The sequence below is a fragment of the Bacillus sp. B1-WWTP-T-0.5-Post-4 genome (assembly GCF_009183795.1).
Taxonomy (GTDB): Bacteria; Bacillota; Bacilli; order Bacillales; family Bacillaceae_G; genus Bacillus_A; species Bacillus_A cereus.
Genome location: NZ_WEIJ01000007.1, coordinates 75,528 through 98,192, shown reverse-complemented (window position 1 = coordinate 98,192; position 22,665 = coordinate 75,528). Strand labels below are relative to the sequence as shown.

The window sequence follows — 22,665 nt, the reverse complement described above, 5'->3', positions numbered from 1 at the left end:
TTTTAAGCAGCTCCTTCCACAGTTTCTTCTTTATTATCAGCTAGCTTTAAACCGATAACGCCAGCTACAACCATCACGATAAAAAATAACTTCCCTACACTGAAACTTCCGCCGAAAAGAAATACATCCATTAAGAAAGTACCTACCGTACCAGCTCCGGCGAAAACAGCATATACAGTCCCTGTTGCAAGATGTTCACACGCTTTAGAAAGGAAGTGAAAATCAACAGCGATAACTCCTAAAATAATAATCCAATGCCACCAAGTATTAGCCGTATTAAAACCAAACACCCAAAAAATTTCAAAGATACATGTTAATATGACATATAACCATGCTCTATTTTTCATACCTCTCACCTCTTATGACTGACTATCAGTCATTTTTATTTTAAAAAAATATACTCTTTCATCAATACTATATAAAAACAACTATCATCCTCATTTACCATTGTATTTGTTCCATTTCTAAGCTAACTGCATCCTGTCACATAAAAATGACTGAATGTCATTCATATATATATTGTACATGAACATTTTAAAAACTGTCAATGCCGAAAGTTTATTTAAAATTTCTTTCATCTGATTTGTATATTTCTTAATAATCTGTCAATACTGCTAGTAACATAATATTTTCTCCACTCCCCCTTGGAGAGATCCCTTGAATGGAGCAGTTAGATTTTGCTAGCTGCTCTTTTTTATTTATCCGCACACTATGATGAAATACTCATAGATCAAATCCATCTTTCATCACATAACAACATCTATTTATTTTCCAATGAGCCTTTGTATGCACTAATTTTATTCTCAAGCATCTTCTCTGTAACTTCTAAGTTTTCTCTTTGAATCTGAATAGATTTCCTATGATCTTCTAGGAGCTGTAAACGAGCTTCTGTTGTATGCTCCCCTTCTGTATATAATCTAGCGTATTCTCTTATTTTCGCTATTGGCATTTGCGTTTGTTTTAATTTCATTACAAACTGCAACCACTTTATATGTGACTCTTCGTAAAGTCGATTTCCATTTGTATCACGATTTGCAATTAATATATTTTCCTTTTCATAATAACGTAGTGTATGTGTGCTCACTCCTAATAATTTTGCTACCTCGCTAATTGTGTACATACTAAAACTCCCTTCACATGCTTACCCTCATATATTTTATAACCGTATCAAATTTATAAAAAACATTTGACTTAGAGTATACTCTAACAAATACAATCTAACCATAAATGAATTTGAATTTAGGGGGATTTTATATGAAATACACGGTTATTACTGGCGCAAGTTCCGGAATTGGTTATGAAGCAGCTTTAGCATTTGCATCTCGCGGAAAAAATTTAGTACTTGTAGCTCGAAGACAAGAAGAATTAAACGAATTAAAATTGAAAATTAACGAAATGCATCCAGAATTGGATGTTGTCATTCGAAGAACTGATTTATCTGTTACTGAAGATGTTTATAAACTTTATGAAAGCCTACAATCTTTTCAAATTGAAACGTGGATTAACAACGCAGGTTTTGGTAATTTCGCCTCAATTGCTGAACAAAATTTAAATAAAATCGAGACGATGTTGCATGTCAATATAGAAGCACTAACAATACTCTCTTCTCTTTTCGTTCGAGATTATTCAATGGTTGATGGAACACAGCTTATTAACGTTTCATCGGGCGGCGGATACACGATTGTTGCTGATGCTGTTACGTATTGCGCTACGAAATTCTATGTAAGTGCATTTACAGAAGGGCTGTCTCACGAACTGAAAGAACAAGGCGCAAAACTGCAAGCAAAAGTTTTAGCTCCTGCTGCAACTGAAACAGAATTTGCGAAACGTTCATTTGATATTGATGAATTCCAATATGATAATGTTGTACCAAAATTCCACACTGCAAAACAAATGGCACAATTTATGCTCGACCTTTATGATAATGATAAAGTTGTAGGAATTGTCGACGGTTTAACGTATAACTATGAACTTAAAGATCCACTTTATAATTTTGCCGTGAGACAAAAGAATTCAAATTCTTAATAACCTGTCCATTTCTTATGGAAATATATGTTCCCACTATATATGTAAATAATAGTGGGAACTTTTTCTCTATAAAATTTTCATCCAACATACCGCACCATCGCCACTTCATCACAATAATCCACCTTTGGACAATGTCTACAATCAATCCATACTTTCTCTGGCAACGCTTCTTTATTTATAAAATCAAATCCACACTTTTGAAAAAATACTGTTTCATATGTTAAGGAAATTACTCTTCTTACATTTATTTTCGTAGCTTCCTCCATTACATGATTTACAAGCATACGCCCTATCCCTTTCCCTGCATATGTATGCGAAACTACTAACGATCGTATTTCTGCAAGATCTTCTCCTAATACATGCAAGCCAGCAACTCCAACAATTCTCTCGTCTTCTTTCATAACATATAAACATTGCAAATATTGATAAAGAGACAAAAGAGAACGTGGTAAAACAACTCCCTCTTTTGCATAAACCTCAATAAGACTATAAATTTCTTTCACATCACTCGTCACCGCATTACAGATTTTCATATTCCATCCCCTTGCCCCTCAATATTAATATTTATAACTCGAAATGAATTTTAATTCATAATTTTATATAATAATACATCTCTCTTTTCTCCTCGTCAATCAATTTATACAAACAAAAAACCAAGCAATCTAATCGATGCTCGGTTCCTCATTTCGTATCGGCAATACCGTCGAATATTTAATTTCACGAAGTGCTAAACTTGTCTGTATCCTTGTAATACCAAGCTTATTCAACTTTCTAATAAACTGCTCTAGTTCTTTACGATCACGATTTGCAACCTTTAATAAATAATCGTACTCCCCTGTTAAACAGTGACATTCTAACACTTCCGGCATCGATTCTAATTCTTTCTCCAACACTTCCAACTTGTCAAATTGATGAATATTCGTACTCATAAAAATAAAGCATAATAAATCAAACCCAAGCTTTTCTTGATTTAAAATCGCAACTTGCTTATCGATGAAACCTTCCCCATCTAACCTTTTTATTCTTGCATGCATCGCAGCTGGTGATAAATTAACGCGACGTGCCAACTCTGCATTACTTACTTGTGACTCCTTCTGCAATATATCTAAAATTTGTACATCCAAATCATCCAACACTTTAATAACAGACGACTCCATTACAATTCCCCCTTTTTTCTTACCGATGATTATTCGAAAAAACAACTTATAATTTATATAAAACTGAATATTTTTCTGCAAATACCATTTTAAACTAAAGTTTTTATCGAGTTTTCACCATTATACAAAAGAATATATTACACAATAAAGAAAAATGCTAAAATTATTTACAATTCGTATTGATTACAAAAAAGGGGATTTTAGCATGCCTTATTTTTACGTCTTTTTACTATTACTAACGAGCTTATTATGGGGAGGAAATTTCGTCGTTGGAAAATCACTCGTCAATCATGCATCACCGATGACACTGACAAATTTAAGGTGGATGATTGCGATTGTTTGTTTATTACCAATGGTATGGTTTAAAGAAAAGAAAATCCTTCCACCACGTACCGCAATACTTCCGTTAATATTGATGGGAATTTCAGGAGTCGCTCTTTTTAACATCTTTCAATTTTTAGCATTAGAAAAAACATCCGCTACGAATGTAGGTCTTATCTCTACATTGAATGCAATTTCAATCGCATTATTTTCAGTATTATTTCTAAAAGAAAAAGTAAATACACTTCAAATCCTATCCATGATTCTTTCATTCTTCGGGGTTATCCTCGTCCTATTAAAAGGTGATTTCTCGCTTTTATTTTCACTACATTTTAATAGCGGCGATTTATGGATGATTGCAGCAGTTTGTATTTGGGGAATCTATTCTGTTTGTAGTAAATGGGCAACAAAAACAACTACACCACTTATGGCAACGTTGTACTCTGGTATTTTCGGCGTTATTTTATTACTACCGTTTAACATAGGTAGCTTCACTGTTTCAAATATAAATACTTCTTTCATCACATCACTTTTATATACTGGGCTTATTTCGACAGTTCTTTGTATGGTATTTTGGAATATTGGTGTACAAAAATTAGGCGCAACTACATCAGGTATTTTTCTAAACTTCAATCCAATTTTCACAGCCATTTTAGCATTCATATTCCTCGAAGAAGAATTAACGTGGATACAAATTTTAGGGACAATTGTCGTTGTAACAGGATGTTATTTATTTTCTCATTTCAAAACTGTTGCCGTTCAACCTGTTAGACCTTTAATGCGAAAACATTCTTAATGAAAAAACATCGTCATCTGGATTGGCGATGTTTTTATTTACTCTTCATTTCTTTTATATACTGCTTTTCCTCTTCTGGCGATAAACGTTCCGTCGCCTTACCAGTATCTCCACCTTGAAGGCTCCATAAAAAGTTATGCTCCTCAACAGTTTGAGAAAAATCTCCTTTTTCCCATCTATTTATAATAGAAAATAACTTCATTTTATATTGAAAACCTGTACTATTTTCAATATCCCTTTTTACATTAGAAATTTCCTTTTTTGTCATCTCTACAAATCCCCATTTTTCAGAGGATTTTACCTTTTGGTGCACCATTTTATGCATAGTAGAAATAATTTCACCTTCACTAATTTGCGGGGCTTCTTCTGCAGCTTTTTTCTCTTTTTCGTTTGTCGCTCGCTCGATTTGAATATTTTTATTTTCTTTTTCCACATATGCAAGCAATTTCTTTCCGCCAACTATAGACGAGAAAATTACTATAATTGTAATGCATATACCTACGATCCATTTAAAAAGCATTATCTCTTCATCGCTTCCCTAACAATATGACTATCTACATATTGCTTAAACTTCACGATTTTTCCGTTCTCAAGTTGCCATACATGAACAAATTCTGCTTCAAATGATTTTCCTGTTTCTTTATAAACTCCAGAATACATACCTTCAGCAATAATTATATCTTTTCCGTTTACTTCATGATATGTATTTACACTTGCTTTATAATCATCCCATTCTGATCCTAAACGGCTAAATACATTTTCCATTATAGCTTCTACGCCTTTATATGTTCCGCCATACGGGAAACCTTCTGCCTCTGTCCATTCCACTTTTTCAGAGAAGGCTTCTGCTAAATGCTTTGCATTCGAAGAAGCTGATCCTTCATACGTGCTTTGAATAATTTCTAAATTTGATTTAGGCATATTACTTCCTCCCGTTTATTTATTTTTACACAAGACGTAACCGATGTAGTTACATCTTGTGTAAAAAAATATTTAAATTGTTTCATTCGTAATTCATTAGTTGTGATCATTATAGTTACAATAATTATTCAAGTCAACAATTTATAAATAAAATTTACTTCGTTTTCATTACTTTCTCTTTTAAGAAACGATCTACATATCCTTCTGCTTTTACTACGAATAAATACGCACCCATTGATAATAATGCAAGATCTAATTCATATCCTGGATTCTTTCCATCTCCTAATAAACCTGCTGCTCCATTTACCTTTACGATAGCTCCAGCTAAAATAAGAGCGAATAACAATCCTACATATCGTACACCTAAACCGATAATTAATAATATACCACCAACTAATTCTACAGTTGCTACGCCGTATGCAAGGCCACCTGGTAAACCGATGCTTGTAAACCATCCTGCTACATTATCGATACCTGATTGAAACTTTGCTAAACCGTGTGCAAAAAACGTAACTCCTAACACGATACGAATAATTAAATTCCCAATATATTGATTCATTTTGAACTCTCCTTTTTGTTTTGTTATGGTGAACTTTTATTTACAAGTCAAAACAATACGGTATTTTATTTCATTCGTCAAATACTTTTTTAAAGAAAACAAAAAACATTATCCGTTTTACAGATAATGTTTTCTTACAAAATAGCGCTAATTCAAGCTTTTATTCTATCGCATAAAAAAAGTTGAAACATTTTTCCAGCGCCAATATAAGGCAGTAAAGAAACGTCCTCTTCCACAACCATTCCAACAACATTCACTTTCTCATCTACAAGTAAATCATGTGTGGCAACTTGCATCTCCCCTGCATATCTACCGTACAATTCATTATCAATTGTAATACTGCCTTTCTTTCTTACAATTGTATGCATCGGCTGTAACACCACTCTATTTCCTTCCCTTGATTCTACAGATCGAATAACATCACGAGCTGGATCTAGTCTATTTGTATGCACTTGCTCTACCACTTTTAATACTTCTTTATCAGTTATAAATGATTTGTAACGCAATGGAATAATCCCTCTACTTGCACTAGCTATTTCTTGTATACTTTCCAAACTTGCGCTTATATCTCCAATCAATACTTTATCAACACCACAATCTTGGACAAGTTCTAAGTACGCTTCAAGCGGGCGCATATTGCGATGTTTTTCTAACGTTGGTAACCCTTCATATAACGGACCTCGTTTTTCCGCATCTCCTGGAATAAATGCCATCGTCTTTATTCCACACTTCTGTAAATATTGATTTTGCTTTTGTAAGAAGGACTTTGCTAGTCCTGTCTCTGGACGTGGGTAAAAATTATGCCATACTTCTACATTCTCTACTCTTATATGTTCTGCAAGTAATTCTTTCCAAAATGAATTTGTAATCGTACTCGCATTTAAAGCTACTTTCATCCTATGAGATACGCTTGCAATTTCTTTTGGCGCAATGCCGTAATCCATTCTTAAACCGGTAATGCCCCAGTCCAATAGTTCTTCCACATTTTCATATGTTAGCCCTAAATGGTGTAACGATTTTGGAGAAACATCAACCATTAACTCCATTTCATGTGCAAGAGCTTGTTTCCCTAATATTTGAATTAACTCTTTATACGTATTTGGATCATCTTCTGGAATGTGCAGTGATGTAAAAATAGATGTAAACCCATTTTCCTTCGCTACTTTTAGCCACTCTTCTTGTTTCTCTACTCGTTCTTTTGAAAGATAAATGGAAACTCCGATCATATAAATCTCCCTTTCTATTAATAGAAAAAGAGAAAGGAATCCCTTTCTCTATATGTTTTCTGCCATTTCTTCTTTAAATCCGAAGAAGTACGTAAAGATAAATCCGAAAGCATATGCAATTACTAAACCTAAGAAATATAGTAAATATTTATTGTCAGCAATTAATGGAATTAAAGATAGCCCTGATACGCCAATTCCAAGAGAAGCTGTTTGCATAACTGCTTGGAATGCACCACCGACAGCCGCTCCTAAACAAGCAGTAATAAACGGTTTCCCCAGTGGTAATGTCACCCCGTATAATAACGGCTCACCAATTCCTAAAAAGCCAACTGGCAATCCACCTTTAATTACATTTCGAAGTCGCTTGTTTTTTGTTTTCACATAAATCGCAATTGCTGCGCCCACTTGGCCAGCACCAGCCATTGCGAGTACTGGTAATAAAGGTGTTACGTGTGTTTGATTAATAAATTCCATATGAATTGGTGTTAAACCGTGATGTAATCCGACCATAACGAGAGGTAAAAATGTTCCCGCAAGTACTGCGCCAGCAAATGCTCCACCAATATTTAAAATAGCATTAATTCCGCTCGTAATACCATCTGATAAGAAACCTGCTAATGGCTGAATGGCTAACATCGTTACGATACTTACAACTAATACAGTAATGAGTGGCGTCACGATTATATCAACTGCATTCGGCACTGCTTTTCGAACTTGTCTTTCCACTACAACCATAAGCCATGCTGCAAAAATAACTGCAAACAATCCGCCCCTTCCGGGCACTAATGCTTCACCAAACAATTTTACGTTTGCCATCGCCGGATTGAAAATTAAAATACCAGCAATTGCCCCAAGAACCGGTGTCCCGCCGAACTCTTTCGCTGTATTCCAACCAACTAAAATTCCTAAGAATGTAAAGATACCGCCGCCAATGAGTAGTAACATTTGTAACCACGTTGCATTTGGATCAGCACCAGCGTTTTTCGCAAAGTTAGCAACCCCGTTTATAATTCCTGACGCAACAAGACCTGGAATTAATGGGATGAAAATACTTCCTATTTTTCGTAAAAAGTTTTTCACCGGTGTATTATTTTTCTTCTTAATCTCTGACTTCATCTCTTGCCCAATATCTTCAAGGTGATGATCTGCTACCTCACCAATTCGTAGTCCTGTCAAACCTTCCATTTCAGCTGCCACTTTATTTACTGTTCCCGGACCAACGACAACTTGAAGCGTCTCATCTTCTATAACACCCATAACGCCTTCAACTTTTTTCAAAAGGTCCATGTTTACTTTACTTTCATCATGAAGCGTTAATCGCAGTCTCGTCATACAATGAGCAATACTACGAATATTTTTTATTCCTCCAAGTTGCTCCGAAATTTCCTTGGCCATTCTCTCTTCTTTCTTCATAATAGAATCCCCCTCCCTATTATTTTATAGTGCTTTCTTCACAAACCCTTTAGCGTATTTTAGTTTCTCCAGTGCTTCCCCATATTCACACTGCAACAACACCATAACAATTGCAGCTTTTACGTTACGTTCTGCCTTTTCATAATACTCTGTCGCTACTTCATAACTAGCGCCTGTTGCTTCCACAATAATTCGTTTTGACCGTTCTACTAACTTTTCATTTGTGGATTGAACATCTACCATTAAGTTTTTATATACTTTTCCTACACCAATCATCGAAGCTGTTGAAATCATATTCAGCACTAATTTTTGTGCTGTACCAGCTTTTAAACGCGTTGATCCTGTTAATATTTCTGCACCTGTCTCTACTTCCACATTTAACTTTGCATATTTACTTATTTCAGCATTTTTATTACAAGAAATACTCGCTGTACTCGCTCCTACGCTCTGTGCGTATTTCAAGCCGCCAATTACGTAAGGAGTTCTGCCACTTGCAGCAATTCCAATCACTGTATCTTTCTCATTTAATCCAATACTTTTTAAATCTTCTTCCGCTAACTCTTCGCGATCTTCGGCACCTTCCACCGCTTTAGTAAACGCTTTCAATCCACCTGCTATAAACCCTTGCACCATTTTATCATCCGTGCCAAATGTCGGCGGACATTCCACTGCATCTAGAATACCTAAACGACCACTTGTACCAGCACCAATGTAAATTAAGCGTCCCTCTTCTTCAAAAGATTTAATAACAGTCTGTACAACCTTTTCAATTTGTTCTATCTCTTTTTCAACTGCTAACGCAACAGTTCGATCTTCTTCATTCATACTTTGCAACACTTCTTTTATGCTCATTTCATCTAGATTCATTGTTTTCTCATTACGATGTTCTGTCGATAAATTTTCTAACATATTGCCACCCTCTTTGAAATTATATTTCACACTTTTATTATAACTTTAAGAAACTAAAAATCAATAATCCTTTCTTATTTTATGAAATAAAATTTCACAACATGACATATTTGTGTCAAAGATAATAAAAAAGATGAGTCTCCTCATCTTTTCTTCTACTTTAACTTCCGTAACCGCAACGCTTCTTCTCGCGTCTCCATAAATTGATCCAATACTTTATTACCAATTCGATTGAAAGTAATAACATATAAAGCATCGATCATATTCAATTGTGTCATTCTCGAAGCAATACTCGCAATACGATGATCTTGTTCTACATCTGGCATACAAAGGCGAATATCCGCTTCTTTATATAGGGGTGATGATTGATCTAATTTCGTAATTCCAATAACAGTTGCACCTTGTCTCTTTGCATACTGCGCCATTTCAAGCACATCTTTCGTTCGACCAGATGTTGAAATCGCAACAAATATATCGCCTTCTTTTAAATTCGTCACAAGTGGCAACATCATATGAAAATCAGATAGCATCATCGCTGTAAATCCAAGCCGCGTAAATTTATAAGCCCCGTCCATTGCTGGCGTAGCTGATCCGCCTACTCCGTAAAATATAATTTTGCCCGCATTGACAATACGATCCGCTGCTTTCTCAAGTTCCCTCTTATCTATTGCAGTAACACTCGCCTCAATTGCAGCTTTATTCACATAAGTAACTTTATTAAATAAATCATACGGTCCATCTTCTGTATTCATCACTGAAAAATCGTTAATATTATAATCAGCAATCGTTAATTCACGAACGAGTGCTATCTTAAATGCTTTAAAACTTCCGATTCCAATCGATTTACAAAAGCGAACGACACTCGCTTCACTTGCGCCTGCATTCGTTGACACTTCTTTCGTCGTTAAATTCGGTACAATCTCTGCATTATCCATTATGTACATGGCAACCTTCTTCTCAGCTGGTGAAAATTGATCCATATTACTTTCAATTTTAAATAGTAATGTTGAAGCTTTCACTATTTAACCTCCACTTCTTACGGTTGCGTTCACTTATTTTCTCTTGCTTCAAGAAGGTAATAACCATCATCGCCAGGAGGATGAAACACATTTACAATGCGATTCCCTTTTTGATAAACAGTTCTTTCCCCCTCTGTCCACTTCTTTTCCCAACCGTTCATCCAAATCGCAACATCAGGTAAAAAAGCAGTATATTTCAGCTTCTGACCGTACTCACCATCTGCTTCTTCCGAAAAAATAGAAACCGGAAAATCTTTCACTTTTGATTCTTTCCATGCAGTAAATGGTATACATACTGCAATAAGTACGATTACACCGATAACCTTCTCCTTCGTAATCTTCACACTTCCCTCTCCTTGTCATATCACATACATAGATTTTACCATAATTACAAACCCTTCATGCTATATGATCATTGCTTTTGGGAATAAAAAAAGAGCTTACCTACATCAGATAAGCCCTTCCTGTCTATACAAAATATTTCTTCAAAAGTGGCGGTGTAATAATCGTCGTCAATATAACAACAATAACAATCGCTGTGAAATTTTCTTTCGCTAATAAATTCGCCGTAAGTCCATTTGCTGCGATGATAAGCGCTACTTCACCACGTGATACCATCCCCGCACCAATACTAATAGAAGATTGGCGATTAAATCCTGTCAGTCTTGCGCCTAAGCCGGATCCGATTAACTTTGTGAAAATCGCAACGAGAGTCATAATAATAATGAACCAAAGCTGACTTCCAATGCCTTGAAATGTAATTTCCATTCCGATACTTACGAAGAATACTGGAACAAATATTGCATAAGCAATCGGTTCAATTTTATGTTCCACTTCATGCTTATACTCTGTTTGAGAAATAGCAATTCCTGCTGCAAATGCTCCAATAATGCCTGCAATTCCCATCATTTCACTGTAATAAGAAAAAGAGAAACAAATAATAAGAGCCGCGCTAATTAACGCTTCTGTTACACGAAGCGGGACAAGCATTTTCATAATCCAAGGAACGACTTTCCAAGCAATAAAAACAATACTTACAAAGAAAATAATTTTCTTTACAATGACAAGTGTTATATTCACATCTTGTGTTCCTAAAAAACTCATTACAAATGCCAATAAAATAACGACAATGACATCATCAAATACGGCAGCACCTAAAATTGTTGTACTTTCTCTCGTATTCATTTTTCCTAGATCACGTAGCGTCTGCACCGTAATACTAACCGATGTTGCGCAAAGTAATAACCCTAAAAAAATGGCATGGGAGTGTATTAATCCAAACAGTAACCCTGTTACATAACCACCGATGAAAGGAAAAATAATTCCACCAGCCGCTACTGCAAATGACGATTTCAAATTCCGATTTAACTCTTCTAAATCTGTTTCAAGTCCCGCCATAAACATAAGTAGCAAAACACCAATCTCACTCAGTTCATCAATCAGTTCAGAACTATTAATAATACCGAGTACAGCCGGACCGATAATAATACCGACAATTAACTTACCAAGTACAGAAGGCTGACCAAGTCTTACACTAATGTCACCAGCTAATTTCGTACAAAGTAAAATGACGACAAGTTCAAAATAAAATAACATAGCATCTGCTCCTACTTTAACTTTAATCAGTGGGTCGTTAAACCCCGTCCATTTCTGCAAGTAGTTTCCCCTATTGATCCGCATTTTATTTGTCATATTTTTATTTGACAAAATATTCTGAATTATATTAAGATTAATCCAGCAATTTTAAAAAACTACATACCATAACTGCACCTCCACTTCCTTACTTACTCTTTTTTAATGGGCTCATACTATAGTCGCAGTTATGGAAATGAAAAAACGGGGGGAGAGTCCAAAGTGAAGTCATTATTACGAAAAAAAGCGCTTAGTACTGAATCACCAAAGCAGCTAGCTAGAACATTAACTGCACTCGATTTAACATTTTTAGGAATCGGCGCCGTAATTGGGACAGGGATCTTTGTATTAACAGGTATTGTTGCAGCAAAACATTCTGGTCCTGGTATTATGCTATCATTCCTTATTGCTGCATTTACTTGTGCTTGTGTAGCCTTTTGTTACGCTGAATTTGCTTCTTCTATTCCTGTCTCAGGAAGTGTGTATACTTACGCATACATGACAGTCGGAGAAGTCGTCGCCTTCATCGTCGGATGGTGTTTAATGCTCGAATATTTACTTGCCGTTGCAGCAGTAGCTGTCGGTTGGTCTGGTTATTTGCAATCATTACTACAAGGGTTCAATATACACCTGCCCGCCATAATCGCCTCGGCCCCCGGCGTAGGAAAAGGTGGTCTCATCGATTTACCTGCTGTCTGTATTTTACTTCTTATTACTGGCCTTTTAAGTTTTGGTATACGTGAAAGTGCACGCATTAATAATATTATGGTTCTTATTAAGTTAGCCGTTATTATCGCCTTTATCGTAGCAGGTGCAAAATATGTAAAACCTGAAAATTGGACACCGTTCATCCCATTCGGATACGACGGTATTATTACTGGGGCTGCCACTGTGTTCTTCGCCTTTTTAGGTTTTGATGCAATCGCAACCGCTGCAGAAGAAACGAAAAAACCGCAGCGTGACTTACCAATTGGTATTATCGGTTCTCTTCTTATTTGTACTGTTTTATATATGATTGTATCTTTCGTTTTAACAGGTATGGTTCCTTATACGCAATTAGACGTTTCTGATCCAGTTGCATTTGCATTGCATTTCGTTGGTGAGGATACAATTGCAGGACTACTCGCTGTCGGAGCGATGACTGGAATGACAACCGTTCTCTTAGTCGTTATGTATGGACAAGTTCGCGTTTCGTATGCGATGAGCCGTGACGGTCTACTTCCAAAAGCGTTAGCACGTGTAAATAAAAGAGTAAAAATCCCTTTATTAAATACGTGGATTACTGGCGTTGTTGCTGCTTTATTAGCAGGACTTTTAGATTTACATTTGCTAGCGAATTTAGTAAACATCGGTACATTAACAGCCTTTACATTCGTTTGCTGCGCAGTACTTATTTTACGAAAAACACACCCTAACTTAAAACGCGGATTCCGCACACCTTTCGTACCTGTACTACCAGTTGTCGCGATTCTTTGCTGCTTATATTTAATGATCAATTTGTCTAAAACAACATGGATTAGCTTTGCAGTTTGGCTTATAGTCGGCTTATGCTTCTATTTCTTCTACTCTAGGAAACATAGTCATTTAGCTACCGAAAAAACGAATGATGAAAAGAAAAAAGCATAACAAAATAGCTCGCCGTTTTAGCGGCGAGCTATTTTTCTGTACTATTATATTTTTTCGTTAACGACTGTAAAATGAAAAATATGCCGATGCAAGCTGTAAACCATGCCCAATTTCCTATTGGCGTTGCGTATTTAACAATTCCAATACCTACAAGTAATAGGAAAATAATCACCTGATATATGAGCTTCCACTTTTGCATATATTCCCTCCTTTACTTCGTTCCCTTCTTTTTCTTCTTCCATGCATTTAAACTATCAAAGAAGAAATTAATAAATAACGTGCCTAAACCCGCTAATAAAAACGTCATTAAAAATAAAACCCATATACTTTTTTCTTTTAAGAAATAATATCCTACAAGGAGCACAACCGCGATCCATACATATTCAAGAATTCTTTTTAGCTTTTTCTGTTCCAAATTATTCGCTCCTTCATTCTATACTAATTTTAGTATAACAAAAAAGAAGCCTATCATGATAAGCTTCTTTTCTTCTCTCTTATTTGTTTATGCTTTTTTCAACAAGTGAAATCGTATACTCTAATGTACGATTCATCGTTTCTACCTGTGCATCTTTTACTTTTACATCTTTCACTACAGCTTCGGCCACTGTAATTTTTTGACTCAGTGCTTTCACTGAACCGTCCGTTACATTTGCATCTTGCGCTTTTTTCACTACTACTTTTGCAGATTCAATATTGATTTGTAATTTTTCTTTCGGTGTTTTCGGTTGTTCTACTACTTTAGATTGTACAAATGTTACATTAGCTGTTTTTAATTCGTTATATGTTTGAACGATTTGCTCTCCCGTACTCCCTATATTTTCAAACACTTGTTTTGCATTATTATAGCTTTTCTCTAGTTCTTGAAATGCTTCCTTTGAATATTGACCTGGCTTATCACCAAACTCATACGTACCAGCTAACACTTCTTTTACTTTTCCAAGTTCTTCAAATAACGCATTTACTTGCTCTAACTTCGTACGGTTAGAAAACTCATTGTACGCTGCTAATACTTCTGAAGAACTTAACGCTTTACTATATAATTTCGCAAGCGCGATTTTACCGTTTAACGGAATACCACCATTGCCGTTACTATCAGGATCAGCTCCAAGTGCAAATGGTACATTTGGATGATACACTTTTCCTGTAGCTGGTTGGCTATTTACTTTTTTACCATCGACATAAATAGCTACTTCACTTCCGTTATACGTTCCTGTTAAGTGATATGTTTTGTTTGCTTCTAATTGAACTCCAACACGTTTATAACTGCCGCCAATGTGAGCCCATAATTCAACATAGCCGCTTCCTGTAGACTCAAATCCAATTCCACCGCTCTCTGTATTTTGCAAAATACCTTGTCCACGGATTTGATTCATTGAAAATACCGTTTCTAACGTAAATGTATTTGCTACTTTCTCTTTTTGTGCTGCTGAAAATGGAAGGTATCCAAATGTATTAGATTGTCCGTTTAACTTCATAACATTCTTTTTCAATGCTTTATCATATTCAATAGTCACATTGCCCTTCACATCACCTTTTGTTCCAAATGGTGAATTGTCTTTAAATGTACCATCTGCAAAATTCACATCAAAAACATCAGCCTTTGGCACTTTTACATTCGGATCAATATCATCTTTTTTCGTAGTAATTTCTGCCGTTAACGGTTGCGCACTTTCATTACCAAACGAATCAATTGCAACGACTTCAAGTGTATATGTTTTCCCGCCATCTAACCCTGCAAGCGTAAACGTAAGATCTTTCGGCACTGGATCACGATAAAACTCTGAGAATGCTAACAATTTATTCTTTATTTCTCCCGTTTGCTTATCTCTAGCTTGTACACGGTAAGAATGAACAAGAAGGTTGTCCAACGCTTGTGGGAATGTTACTGTTGCTGCATTTGCTGTTACATTTGATACAGCAAGCTTTGCATCCTTAGCAAAGTAAGGCTTTTCTTTATCACGATCTTCTACATGTGTAAATGTTTCTTTCTTTGCTGGTAATTTAATTTTCCAAGGCTCGCCTGTCCAAGAATTTGTATGGAAATCACGGCGATTAATCTTCACTTCTTCTTCATCTACTTCTACTAATAAACCTTGGCTTAACGTACTAGCTCCTGGCGGGATATTCCCTTGTACTTTACCACCTTCAACTTCCATATAACTTACTGAAGATGTACCAACTGATGTAAAGTCTTTTTGATGTATCGATCTCGGATCATCTAACGGATAATGTGAATGACCTGAAAACGTAATAACTTGTGGGTATTCTTTTAATACTGCATTAATTTTTGCGCTATCTTGCGTTCCCCATTCTTGGCTACCGTATACTGTATCTTTAATGTGCTGATGTAAAAATACAAAAATCGGTTTTTCTGGATCATCTTTTTGTGCTTTTACCATTTCTTCTTTTAACCAATTAATTTGCTTGTCCGAATAATAGCCATGAGTTGTTCCATTCTCGGGAGACATAACAAGGAAGTGATAACCTTTTACCACTTTATGATAATAAATTGATTCCATACCTGTTTTTTCTAAGAAACGCTTCTGTGCGCCCTCTACAGATAAACCGTTCCAATAATCATGGTTACCAAGAGAATTCATTCTCACGGCATCTTTATTTGCATTTTCATTATACACTTGCATGAAACGATCATATTGCTGCACTGACCCTGTATCCGTGAAATCACCTACAATAACAAATGCATCTTGCTTTGGTGCTAGTGTATTAAATTGTTCAATCGCTCTTTTCCAGCGAAATGTATCATCTGTTCCACTGTTTTTAATATGCACATCACTTACAACTGGAAAAACTATCTTCTTCTCACTTGATGCCCTTTCTTGCTTTTTCTCTTCCGCCTTGACTGATGTACTCCACGGAAATGATACGAATGCTAATACAAAAACCATTAATAATCCAATAAGGCCTTTTACTTTTCTTAAAGCATTTCTGTCCACGTGAATCCTCCTCATAATAATTGATTCATTACAAGGGCTATTTTATCTAATACATGTTAATGTCGTTTAAATAACAAATGAACTTTATTAGATTTTTGTAAATATACAGTTAATTAGAAATTAAGTCCAACATTACTCGTACTATTGTATACAACCACCTTTTGTCTAAAAGAGTCTGATCATTCTTTTCCTATGACTATTCACATATAATCTTTTCTATAACACTAATGATGAGTTAAGGTTTAAGCCTATTAGACAATCTTAATTTTTAATATTTCCTTCTTTTTTTAACACATCGGCCATGCTTTTACATTTAATAGTAATAAAAGACAACTTAAAAGGAGGGGTTGTATTGAAGAATAAAAAAATAGCGGCTGTTTCGCTCCTTTATCTATTATTTGTCCAGACCCTTGTCCATCGCCCCCTCCTCCAAATCCAAATTGCGAGCGAGTAACAAATGAATTTGCAGGGAATTTCCTCATAACTAATAACACCATCTCCTCTGCCAAAGATGCATCACAATCAATGATACTATGGCAAAGTGATGGGATACTACTTATATCAGGTACTGTCTCGGTTTACAATAGTACTAGCAGCAACGAAGCAATTACAATTCAAATCGTTGGAACAGTAACCAATATTTTCACTGTGTTTCCTGGTAATACAATATCGTACACAGGAAAAGACCTACAGTCGATCAATATTATCAATATAACAAGTAATCCTTCACTATATTTAGAAGGCAAGTACTGTTGCGAATTTACATGTTGCTTATAGAATACCAATTTCATTATTTCCTTAATATAAAAAGCATACCGTTCACGGTATGCTTTTTATGAGATTGGATAACGTACTGTAATACAAAACTCTCCTTGATTAACAGTCGTTCCTGTCGTAGTAATTCGGACAGTAGTAAAATATCGGACAGTGAAAGTACCACTACTTTGTGGTTGTACAGTAATTGTATCAACCACTGTTGCACCTACTAAAAAATCAACTGTAATCGGGTTGGCACCTACATCATACTTCACGTAACCTGAACCATATACTTCTTGCGTGATATTATTTGTATATACAATTTGAGTACCAGCACCTGTAATAGACCAGTCTGTACATACTTGGTCTTGCACAAGTGTTTTATTAGAACAACAAGACAAACTGGAACTTCTCATTCCCATTTCGATCCTCTCCTATTCTGCTATGAAAGTGGATAACGTGTTGTAATACAAAATTCTCCCTGATACGTTCCAGCAGGTGTTGCAGGTAACACAACTTGTATACTATCAAAGCGGCGATACGTAAAAGCAATACTCGTTCCTGGGTTTAATGTTTGTGTATCAATTGTACCCCCAGCAGAATCAAGTACCTCTACAGTAATTGGGCCTGGTCCAACATCATATTTAACAAAGCCAGTACCAATTACGTTTTGGTTAATATTATTTGTATAGAGAACATTATCAATTGCTGTTGCAACTACAGTAGCAGACCACGGACTACACACTTTATCTTGCACATAATTTTTATCTGGACAACAAGTTAATGCTGACCCTGAGCACTCACAAGACATAGTTGTTTCCCCTCTCTCTTTTATATTCCCTATATGTGTATGTCCCTCAGAGTCTTTTGCCTGTACTATTCATCTATTTTCAAAAAATATTCAAATGACTAAATAGATTCCGTTTTATTTCTTTTCTTCATATATTTATAGACAAAGATACTAGCAACGATAAGAATAACGCCTCCTAATATTGGTAGCATATATTGTCCAACAACGTCCGCTGCCTTTTCCCAATGTGGACCTAATTTCATTCCAAAATAAACATACAAAGTCGTTAACGGGAACATTGCTACAAATGTATATATGCTAAATTTCCATATGTTCATTTTCGCCATACCACATGGAACAGAAATAAGCGTTCGAACTCCTGGCACAAAGCGTCCAACAAATGCTACAACCGGTCCATATTTCTCAAAGAAATCATCTGCTTTTTGAATTTGTTCTTCTTTAATGAAGAAGTATTTCCCGTATTTTATTAATAGAGGACGACCACCGTAATAACCGAGTGCATATAACGTTAAAGGTCCTGTCGTTCCGCCGAGGGTTCCGGCTAATACAGCAAGCCAAAAATTCATATCTCCCTCGTACACCCAATAACCAACCATGGGCAAAACTACTTCTGCTGGAATAAATTCAAACGTTAATGCTAACACAACTCCAAAATAAGAAAATTGCTTTAAAAACTCGATTATATCTAAAATCATTTGCTCCATATTTTAACTCCTATCCTACGTCTACGTTATGCTTTTCTTGTAATTGAACTGGCGCCATTTTTACAATTCGGTTCAAAATAAATAATACAATTCCAATATCATCTAAAATACCGATAAACGGTAAGAAGTCTGGAATTAAATCGAGCGGCATCGCAACATAACCAACTAAAAACGCAATAGATAAAATTTTCTTCTTTATTGAAACCTCTTTTGAAGTGAAAAAGTCAAATAGGAATGGAACAAATCGGCGAACATGAAATACAACTCTTAATCTACTAATAAGTTTTTTCATTTTTATATCTCCTCTCTTTGTATACAAAAAGGCCCCTACCAAACATGGTAAGGGTCCTAAAAAAGACAATAAGGGGCCTTTACCATTGCTGGTAAAGGTCTCACTAACAACGAAACGTTGCCAATAAAGCCGAGGGTTTCTCCCTGTAATGACGACTTTACTGTAATAAGTTACTCCCCTTTATATACACAATTTTATACAATCACATTAAAATATTTTGGAGGGCTTGTCAATATATTTTATATCCCACATCCTCCTGCTTAACATTCCGTAAAAACAAAAAACGTATAGGAAATTTCTTACTATCTCATAATATACATAATCATTTTTGAATGAAAGGAGAGGCTTCATTTGCATACCGTATGGAAAGGTGCCCTTTCACTTGGACTATTAAATATAGGAATCAAACTATACAGTGCCGTAGAAGAAAACGATATAAAATTTTTAAGTCTTCATAAAGAATGCTTAACACCTATTAAATATAAAAAATTTGCTCCTGATTGTACGGATGAAGAAATTGATGATAAAGATATTGTAAAAGCCTATGAATACGCACCTCATAAGTACATTATTATGGATGAAAAAGAATTAGCTGAGTTGCAAAAAGCTCACGAACCAAGATCTATTCGTATTATATCTTTTATCCAAAATAACGAAATTGATTCTGTTCTCTACGATCGTTCTTATTTTATAGGCCCTACCTCAGGACATGAAAAATCATATTTATTATTAAAAGAAGCACTTGAACGTACGAATAAACTTGGTCTTATCCATATTTCCATTAGAAAAAAACAACATTTAGCTATTATCCGTAACTTTGAAGATGGGCTTATATTACAAACTGTTCACTACCCTAATGAAATTCGCGATATAACAAATACACCTAACTTACCAAGTAACGAAAATTATCCGATTCAAAAACAAGAACTCACAGCAGCAATCAATTTAATCCACCATCTTACAAATCCTTTTGAACAAGAGATGTATACAGATGAATATAAAGAAGCCCTTACCGAACTAATCGAAAACAAAATTGAACAACAGGAAAAAACCGAAACAATCTCTCCAACTCCAAACATCATCAATATTATGGAGACATTACAGGCAAGTATTGAACAAGCAAAAATAAAAAGAGACAATAAAACAGAAAAAGAGGCCAAATAAGATTGACCTCTTTTTTCTTTAAAGCGGATTACATTTTGGCATCTCAAGTCCAGACGATTGTGCTAATTTTAATAAGTAATAACATTCTTCTCTTGCCATATGATCCGCCATTCTAGCAGATAATGCACTTAATATTTCATTCGATAACTCCAGCTCTTCAACCTCATGGAGAAAATGCGAAAATAATTTTAACTCAAGTGAAACATCTTTTGTAAACTTCTTTAATGCAGGAAAATGATGAAGCTCTGTCCGTAAATACCCCGTCATTTCAACTGCCTTTAAGTAAAATTGTTCAAAGTGCTTCGTAAATTCTTCGCTTTTCTCTTTTAATCTTTTTTCAACAAGATCTAATCCACCAGAAATAGACCCTGCATGGCCAGCCGCATCCGTTAACCAAACGAGATGATAATGTAATTCATGAAAAACAGGCGGAACTTCTCCTTTCGTTAAAAATTCTAACACTGTTATATACTCTTCTACTTCGTTTACCATATGATTGATGAAAGTTGGCGTAAAATGAATAGTGATTTTTCCCTCGAGTTGTTTCTGTATAATACTTAATTTAAACGTTCGTATTTCCTTCGCGGCTCGTTCTGCCTCTTTTGAAAACGCAATGAGATTCACATTACGAACTTTATTTAACAGATTCGTAAATGTTTCAACAAAATAAGTGGCCTTTTTTATATCCTCTTTTTCCTTCGGAGCTAATGCATCAAGTAAAAATTGCGAATGATCAGTAAGCACCTTTAGCCAAAATTGATGCTCAAACAATGCACTTTCTTCATAATTCCTCTCCACTAAATCCCCTCCGTTTATTCGTCCTTCTCTATCACTTGAATTTTATATCCATCTGGGTCTTGTACTACAATACTCTTCTCACTTTTGTTTTCTGTATATGCAATTTTATAAAACACTAACCTCTTCTTTAAGCTCTCTATGTTAGAAATTGAAAACATTAGTACATCAACCGAATCCGTAACACTCTTCTCACGCCGACCCAAACTACGATTCATTACAAAACTAACTCTCATTGAATCAGCATCATACCAAACCCCTGTTACATCTAATTGGGGTCTTTCTAAACTAGGCTTGATTCCTAAAATCCCTTCATAAAAATACAAAGTTTCCTTTAAGTTTTTCACTTCCAATACAATGAATTGTTTCACATTCTCCACATTCATTCCCCCCGTACCTATTACTTTTTTATATGTGTCATAAAGGCCTATTATGTCTGAATACAATACGTAGTAATGAACATTTAAGGAGGTTTATCCATGAATAAATATATGCGATCATTCGTGCCCTATCATAGTCCTCTCGATCCTTGTCCTCCTATTGGAAAGAAATATTATTCTACTCCTCCTAATTTATTTTTAGGTTTTCAACCGCCAAACTTACCACAATTCACACCAAAAGAAGCGCTACAAAAAGGGACTTTATGGCCAGTTTTTTATGACTATTATGAAAATCCTTATAAAAAAGGGCGGTGACTACTGACGTGACTCAATCGCTACCAGAAGAATATTATCAGCTGTTACTGGAGCTTCAAGAACTAGACTTTGTACTAGTTGAACTCACTCTTTATTTAGATACACATCCAGATGACACCGCTGCTATTAATCAATTTAATGATTTCTCCTATAAACGAAGAGTATTAAAACAAAAGATGGAAGAAAAATACGGACCACTCCAACAGTTTGGGAACAGTTATTCTAATGCCCCTTGGGAATGGAGTAAAGGTCCTTGGCCATGGCAAATATAAAGGAGAGAAACTATGTGGATTTATGAAAAAAAATTACAATACCCTGTTAAAGTAGGAACTTGTAATCCAGCACTTGCAAAATTATTAATTGAGCAATACGGTGGTGCAGATGGAGAATTAGCTGCTGCACTACGTTACTTAAATCAGCGTTATACAATTCCGGATAAAGTCATTGGCCTCCTTACCGATATTGGTACAGAAGAATTTGCGCATCTTGAAATGATTGCTACGATGGTTTATAAGCTGACAAAAGATGCGACTCCTGAACAGATGAAGGCAGCTGGTCTCGACCCTCATTACGTCGATCATGACAGCGCACTTCATTACCATAACGCAGCTGGTGTTCCATTTACTGCAACCTATATACAAGCTAAAGGTGATCCAATTGCCGACCTATACGAAGATATTGCGGCTGAAGAAAAAGCGCGTGCCACATATCAATGGCTTATCAACCAATCTGACGATCCCGACATAAATGACAGCCTACGCTTTTTACGCGAACGAGAAATTGTCCATTCACAACGCTTCCGAGAAGCCGTTGAAATTTTAAAAGAAGAACGCGATAGAAAAATATATTTTTAATACACATATCCTAGCGATATGTGTTTTTTTACG

The 22,665-nt window shown here is 35.5% G+C and carries 31 protein-coding genes; 8 read left to right on the top strand and 23 right to left on the bottom strand.

What is annotated here, in order from left to right; translation table 11 throughout:
• Window positions 1-2: 2 nt before the first annotated feature.
• Window positions 3-347: a DMT family transporter gene (locus GBN91_RS20830; protein ID WP_000796022.1), complete on the bottom strand. Its 345-nt coding sequence runs from the start codon at window positions 345-347 to the stop codon at window positions 3-5.
• Window positions 348-760: 413 nt separating this feature from the next.
• Entirely contained in the window at window positions 761-1,120 is a 360-nt protein-coding gene (locus GBN91_RS20825; RefSeq protein WP_016082730.1) for a MerR family transcriptional regulator, read from the bottom strand.
• A gap of 134 nt (window positions 1,121-1,254) precedes the next feature.
• Between GBN91_RS20825 and GBN91_RS20820 the strand changes: the two genes are divergently transcribed.
• A complete protein-coding gene (locus GBN91_RS20820; protein WP_000878078.1) occupies window positions 1,255-2,025 on the top strand; it encodes an SDR family NAD(P)-dependent oxidoreductase in 771 nt (256 codons plus the stop codon).
• Window positions 2,026-2,105: 80 nt separating this feature from the next.
• Here GBN91_RS20820 and GBN91_RS20815 read toward each other — a convergent pair whose 3' ends face one another.
• Together GBN91_RS20815 and GBN91_RS20810 are read right to left on the bottom strand one after the other, a co-directional pair.
• Window positions 2,106-2,561, bottom strand: a complete 456-nt coding sequence (locus GBN91_RS20815) for an N-acetyltransferase (protein ID WP_000686663.1) — start codon at window positions 2,559-2,561, stop codon at window positions 2,106-2,108.
• Between the two features lie 129 nt (window positions 2,562-2,690).
• Window positions 2,691-3,185, bottom strand: a complete 495-nt coding sequence (locus GBN91_RS20810) for an Lrp/AsnC family transcriptional regulator (protein ID WP_000446097.1) — start codon at window positions 3,183-3,185, stop codon at window positions 2,691-2,693.
• 205 nt (window positions 3,186-3,390) lie between these two features.
• On the opposite strand from GBN91_RS20810, the gene GBN91_RS20805 reads away from it, so the two are divergent.
• Window positions 3,391-4,302, top strand: coding sequence for a DMT family transporter (locus GBN91_RS20805; RefSeq protein ID WP_088859403.1), 912 nt, complete (start codon window positions 3,391-3,393; stop codon window positions 4,300-4,302).
• 34 nt (window positions 4,303-4,336) lie between these two features.
• Here GBN91_RS20805 and GBN91_RS20800 read toward each other — a convergent pair whose 3' ends face one another.
• The 9 genes from GBN91_RS20800 to GBN91_RS20760 all read right to left on the bottom strand — a co-directional run bounded on the left by GBN91_RS20800 (window position 4,337) and on the right by GBN91_RS20760 (window position 12,041).
• On the bottom strand, window positions 4,337-4,822 hold the full coding sequence (locus GBN91_RS20800) for a PRK06770 family protein (RefSeq protein WP_113302867.1): 486 nt from the start codon (window positions 4,820-4,822) through the stop codon (window positions 4,337-4,339).
• On the bottom strand, window positions 4,822-5,223 hold the full coding sequence (locus GBN91_RS20795; protein WP_113302868.1) for a nuclear transport factor 2 family protein: 402 nt from the start codon (window positions 5,221-5,223) through the stop codon (window positions 4,822-4,824). Before GBN91_RS20795 ends, GBN91_RS20800 begins: the two co-directional genes overlap by 1 nt.
• Before the next feature lie 154 nt (window positions 5,224-5,377).
• Window positions 5,378-5,782: a DoxX family protein gene (locus GBN91_RS20790; protein ID WP_001077751.1), complete on the bottom strand. Its 405-nt coding sequence runs from the start codon at window positions 5,780-5,782 to the stop codon at window positions 5,378-5,380.
• 152 nt (window positions 5,783-5,934) lie between these two features.
• A complete protein-coding gene (locus tag GBN91_RS20785; protein ID WP_152122159.1) occupies window positions 5,935-7,008 on the bottom strand; it encodes a DUF871 domain-containing protein in 1,074 nt (357 codons plus the stop codon).
• Between the two features lie 48 nt (window positions 7,009-7,056).
• Entirely contained in the window at window positions 7,057-8,421 is a 1,365-nt protein-coding gene (locus tag GBN91_RS20780) for a PTS transporter subunit EIIC (protein ID WP_000711293.1), read from the bottom strand.
• A gap of 24 nt (window positions 8,422-8,445) precedes the next feature.
• A complete protein-coding gene (gene murQ / locus GBN91_RS20775; protein ID WP_000892348.1) occupies window positions 8,446-9,330 on the bottom strand; it encodes an N-acetylmuramic acid 6-phosphate etherase in 885 nt (294 codons plus the stop codon).
• Window positions 9,331-9,485: 155 nt separating this feature from the next.
• A complete protein-coding gene (locus GBN91_RS20770) occupies window positions 9,486-10,349 on the bottom strand; it encodes a MurR/RpiR family transcriptional regulator (RefSeq protein ID WP_113302870.1) in 864 nt (287 codons plus the stop codon).
• A 29-nt stretch (window positions 10,350-10,378) separates the two neighbouring features.
• Entirely contained in the window at window positions 10,379-10,693 is a 315-nt protein-coding gene (locus GBN91_RS20765) for a hypothetical protein (RefSeq protein WP_000704958.1), read from the bottom strand.
• A 124-nt stretch (window positions 10,694-10,817) separates the two neighbouring features.
• The gene (locus tag GBN91_RS20760; RefSeq protein ID WP_481747376.1) at window positions 10,818-12,041 is read right to left on the bottom strand and encodes a cation:proton antiporter; all 1,224 of its coding nucleotides are present in this window, start codon (window positions 12,039-12,041) and stop codon (window positions 10,818-10,820) included.
• Window positions 12,042-12,203: 162 nt separating this feature from the next.
• Here GBN91_RS20760 and bcaP point away from each other — a divergent pair, with 162 nt between their 5' ends.
• On the top strand, window positions 12,204-13,607 hold the full coding sequence (gene bcaP, locus GBN91_RS20755) for a branched-chain amino acid transporter BcaP (protein ID WP_152122155.1): 1,404 nt from the start codon (window positions 12,204-12,206) through the stop codon (window positions 13,605-13,607).
• 28 nt (window positions 13,608-13,635) lie between these two features.
• Here bcaP and GBN91_RS28930 read toward each other — a convergent pair whose 3' ends face one another.
• From GBN91_RS28930 to GBN91_RS29295, 4 genes are all read right to left on the bottom strand, one after another.
• Window positions 13,636-13,806 (bottom strand): hypothetical protein, encoded by a 171-nt coding sequence (locus GBN91_RS28930; protein WP_001174838.1) that lies wholly within the window; start codon window positions 13,804-13,806, stop codon window positions 13,636-13,638.
• 12 nt (window positions 13,807-13,818) lie between these two features.
• Window positions 13,819-14,022, bottom strand: coding sequence for a hypothetical protein (locus GBN91_RS20750; RefSeq protein ID WP_000435796.1), 204 nt, complete (start codon window positions 14,020-14,022; stop codon window positions 13,819-13,821).
• 79 nt (window positions 14,023-14,101) lie between these two features.
• Window positions 14,102-16,561: a LamG-like jellyroll fold domain-containing protein gene (locus tag GBN91_RS20745; RefSeq protein WP_152122153.1), complete on the bottom strand. Its 2,460-nt coding sequence runs from the start codon at window positions 16,559-16,561 to the stop codon at window positions 14,102-14,104.
• Window positions 16,562-16,848: 287 nt separating this feature from the next.
• Window positions 16,849-17,043: a hypothetical protein gene (locus tag GBN91_RS29295; protein WP_226800174.1), complete on the bottom strand. Its 195-nt coding sequence runs from the start codon at window positions 17,041-17,043 to the stop codon at window positions 16,849-16,851.
• On the opposite strand from GBN91_RS29295, the gene GBN91_RS20740 reads away from it, so the two are divergent.
• Complete coding sequence (locus GBN91_RS20740; RefSeq protein WP_226800186.1) at window positions 16,955-17,338, top strand: S-Ena type endospore appendage; 384 nt, start codon at window positions 16,955-16,957, stop codon at window positions 17,336-17,338. The genes GBN91_RS29295 and GBN91_RS20740 overlap by 89 nt on opposite strands.
• A gap of 56 nt (window positions 17,339-17,394) precedes the next feature.
• On the opposite strand, the gene GBN91_RS20735 is transcribed toward GBN91_RS20740, so the two are convergent.
• The 4 genes from GBN91_RS20735 to GBN91_RS20720 form a co-directional block, all read right to left on the bottom strand.
• Window positions 17,395-17,739, bottom strand: coding sequence for a DUF3992 domain-containing protein (locus tag GBN91_RS20735; protein WP_000525819.1), 345 nt, complete (start codon window positions 17,737-17,739; stop codon window positions 17,395-17,397).
• A 20-nt stretch (window positions 17,740-17,759) separates the two neighbouring features.
• Window positions 17,760-18,128 carry a DUF3992 domain-containing protein gene (locus tag GBN91_RS20730; RefSeq protein ID WP_001277537.1) on the bottom strand — a complete coding sequence of 123 codons (369 nt, stop codon included), beginning with the start codon at window positions 18,126-18,128 and terminating at the stop codon, window positions 17,760-17,762.
• 98 nt (window positions 18,129-18,226) lie between these two features.
• Window positions 18,227-18,832, bottom strand: a complete 606-nt coding sequence (locus tag GBN91_RS20725; protein WP_000437066.1) for a DedA family protein — start codon at window positions 18,830-18,832, stop codon at window positions 18,227-18,229.
• A gap of 10 nt (window positions 18,833-18,842) precedes the next feature.
• Window positions 18,843-19,124, bottom strand: a complete 282-nt coding sequence (locus GBN91_RS20720) for a YkvA family protein (protein WP_152122151.1) — start codon at window positions 19,122-19,124, stop codon at window positions 18,843-18,845.
• Window positions 19,125-19,475: 351 nt separating this feature from the next.
• Between GBN91_RS20720 and ku the strand changes: the two genes are divergently transcribed.
• Window positions 19,476-20,288 (top strand): non-homologous end joining protein Ku, encoded by an 813-nt coding sequence (ku, locus tag GBN91_RS20715; protein ID WP_152122149.1) that lies wholly within the window; start codon window positions 19,476-19,478, stop codon window positions 20,286-20,288.
• A gap of 18 nt (window positions 20,289-20,306) precedes the next feature.
• Here the strand turns inward: ku and GBN91_RS20710 are convergent, their stop codons facing one another.
• Window positions 20,307-21,086, bottom strand: coding sequence for a DUF2935 domain-containing protein (locus tag GBN91_RS20710; protein ID WP_016121943.1), 780 nt, complete (start codon window positions 21,084-21,086; stop codon window positions 20,307-20,309).
• Window positions 21,087-21,100: 14 nt separating this feature from the next.
• Window positions 21,101-21,529 (bottom strand): VOC family protein, encoded by a 429-nt coding sequence (locus GBN91_RS20705; protein WP_193222122.1) that lies wholly within the window; start codon window positions 21,527-21,529, stop codon window positions 21,101-21,103.
• A 33-nt stretch (window positions 21,530-21,562) separates the two neighbouring features.
• Here GBN91_RS20705 and GBN91_RS20700 point away from each other — a divergent pair, with 33 nt between their 5' ends.
• The 3 genes from GBN91_RS20700 to cotJC are packed head-to-tail and all read left to right on the top strand — an operon-like array spanning window position 21,563 to window position 22,632.
• The gene (locus GBN91_RS20700; RefSeq protein ID WP_001046257.1) at window positions 21,563-21,778 is read left to right on the top strand and encodes a spore coat associated protein CotJA; all 216 of its coding nucleotides are present in this window, start codon (window positions 21,563-21,565) and stop codon (window positions 21,776-21,778) included.
• An 8-nt stretch (window positions 21,779-21,786) separates the two neighbouring features.
• A complete protein-coding gene (locus GBN91_RS20695) occupies window positions 21,787-22,050 on the top strand; it encodes a spore coat protein CotJB (RefSeq protein ID WP_000194492.1) in 264 nt (87 codons plus the stop codon).
• 12 nt (window positions 22,051-22,062) lie between these two features.
• Window positions 22,063-22,632 carry a spore coat protein CotJC gene (gene cotJC / locus GBN91_RS20690; protein ID WP_000265278.1) on the top strand — a complete coding sequence of 190 codons (570 nt, stop codon included), beginning with the start codon at window positions 22,063-22,065 and terminating at the stop codon, window positions 22,630-22,632.
• Window positions 22,633-22,665: the final 33 nt, after the last annotated feature.

What these genes read in the sequence shown, in the direction of transcription:
- GBN91_RS20830 (WP_000796022.1), bottom strand. Translation starts at nt 347, where the DNA reads ATGAAAAATAGAGCATGGTTATATGTCATATTAACATGTATCTTTGAA.
- GBN91_RS20825 (WP_016082730.1), bottom strand. Translation starts at nt 1,120, where the DNA reads ATGTACACAATTAGCGAGGTAGCAAAATTATTAGGAGTGAGCACACAT.
- GBN91_RS20820 (WP_000878078.1), top strand. Translation starts at nt 1,255, where the DNA reads ATGAAATACACGGTTATTACTGGCGCAAGTTCCGGAATTGGTTATGAA.
- GBN91_RS20815 (WP_000686663.1), bottom strand. Translation starts at nt 2,561, where the DNA reads ATGAAAATCTGTAATGCGGTGACGAGTGATGTGAAAGAAATTTATAGT.
- GBN91_RS20810 (WP_000446097.1), bottom strand. Translation starts at nt 3,185, where the DNA reads ATGGAGTCGTCTGTTATTAAAGTGTTGGATGATTTGGATGTACAAATT.
- GBN91_RS20805 (WP_088859403.1), top strand. Translation starts at nt 3,391, where the DNA reads ATGCCTTATTTTTACGTCTTTTTACTATTACTAACGAGCTTATTATGG.
- GBN91_RS20800 (WP_113302867.1), bottom strand. Translation starts at nt 4,822, where the DNA reads ATGCTTTTTAAATGGATCGTAGGTATATGCATTACAATTATAGTAATT.
- GBN91_RS20795 (WP_113302868.1), bottom strand. Translation starts at nt 5,223, where the DNA reads ATGCCTAAATCAAATTTAGAAATTATTCAAAGCACGTATGAAGGATCA.
- GBN91_RS20790 (WP_001077751.1), bottom strand. Translation starts at nt 5,782, where the DNA reads ATGAATCAATATATTGGGAATTTAATTATTCGTATCGTGTTAGGAGTT.
- GBN91_RS20785 (WP_152122159.1), bottom strand. Translation starts at nt 7,008, where the DNA reads ATGATCGGAGTTTCCATTTATCTTTCAAAAGAACGAGTAGAGAAACAA.
- GBN91_RS20780 (WP_000711293.1), bottom strand. Translation starts at nt 8,421, where the DNA reads ATGAAGAAAGAAGAGAGAATGGCCAAGGAAATTTCGGAGCAACTTGGA.
- murQ (WP_000892348.1), bottom strand. Translation starts at nt 9,330, where the DNA reads ATGTTAGAAAATTTATCGACAGAACATCGTAATGAGAAAACAATGAAT.
- GBN91_RS20760 (WP_481747376.1), bottom strand. Translation starts at nt 12,041, where the DNA reads ATGACAAATAAAATGCGGATCAATAGGGGAAACTACTTGCAGAAATGG.
- GBN91_RS28930 (WP_001174838.1), bottom strand. Translation starts at nt 13,806, where the DNA reads ATGCAAAAGTGGAAGCTCATATATCAGGTGATTATTTTCCTATTACTT.
- GBN91_RS29295 (WP_226800174.1), bottom strand. Translation starts at nt 17,043, where the DNA reads ATGAGGAAATTCCCTGCAAATTCATTTGTTACTCGCTCGCAATTTGGA.
- GBN91_RS20735 (WP_000525819.1), bottom strand. Translation starts at nt 17,739, where the DNA reads ATGGGAATGAGAAGTTCCAGTTTGTCTTGTTGTTCTAATAAAACACTT.
- GBN91_RS20730 (WP_001277537.1), bottom strand. Translation starts at nt 18,128, where the DNA reads ATGTCTTGTGAGTGCTCAGGGTCAGCATTAACTTGTTGTCCAGATAAA.
- GBN91_RS20725 (WP_000437066.1), bottom strand. Translation starts at nt 18,832, where the DNA reads ATGGAGCAAATGATTTTAGATATAATCGAGTTTTTAAAGCAATTTTCT.
- GBN91_RS20720 (WP_152122151.1), bottom strand. Translation starts at nt 19,124, where the DNA reads ATGAAAAAACTTATTAGTAGATTAAGAGTTGTATTTCATGTTCGCCGA.
- GBN91_RS20700 (WP_001046257.1), top strand. Translation starts at nt 21,563, where the DNA reads ATGAATAAATATATGCGATCATTCGTGCCCTATCATAGTCCTCTCGAT.
- cotJC (WP_000265278.1), top strand. Translation starts at nt 22,063, where the DNA reads ATGTGGATTTATGAAAAAAAATTACAATACCCTGTTAAAGTAGGAACT.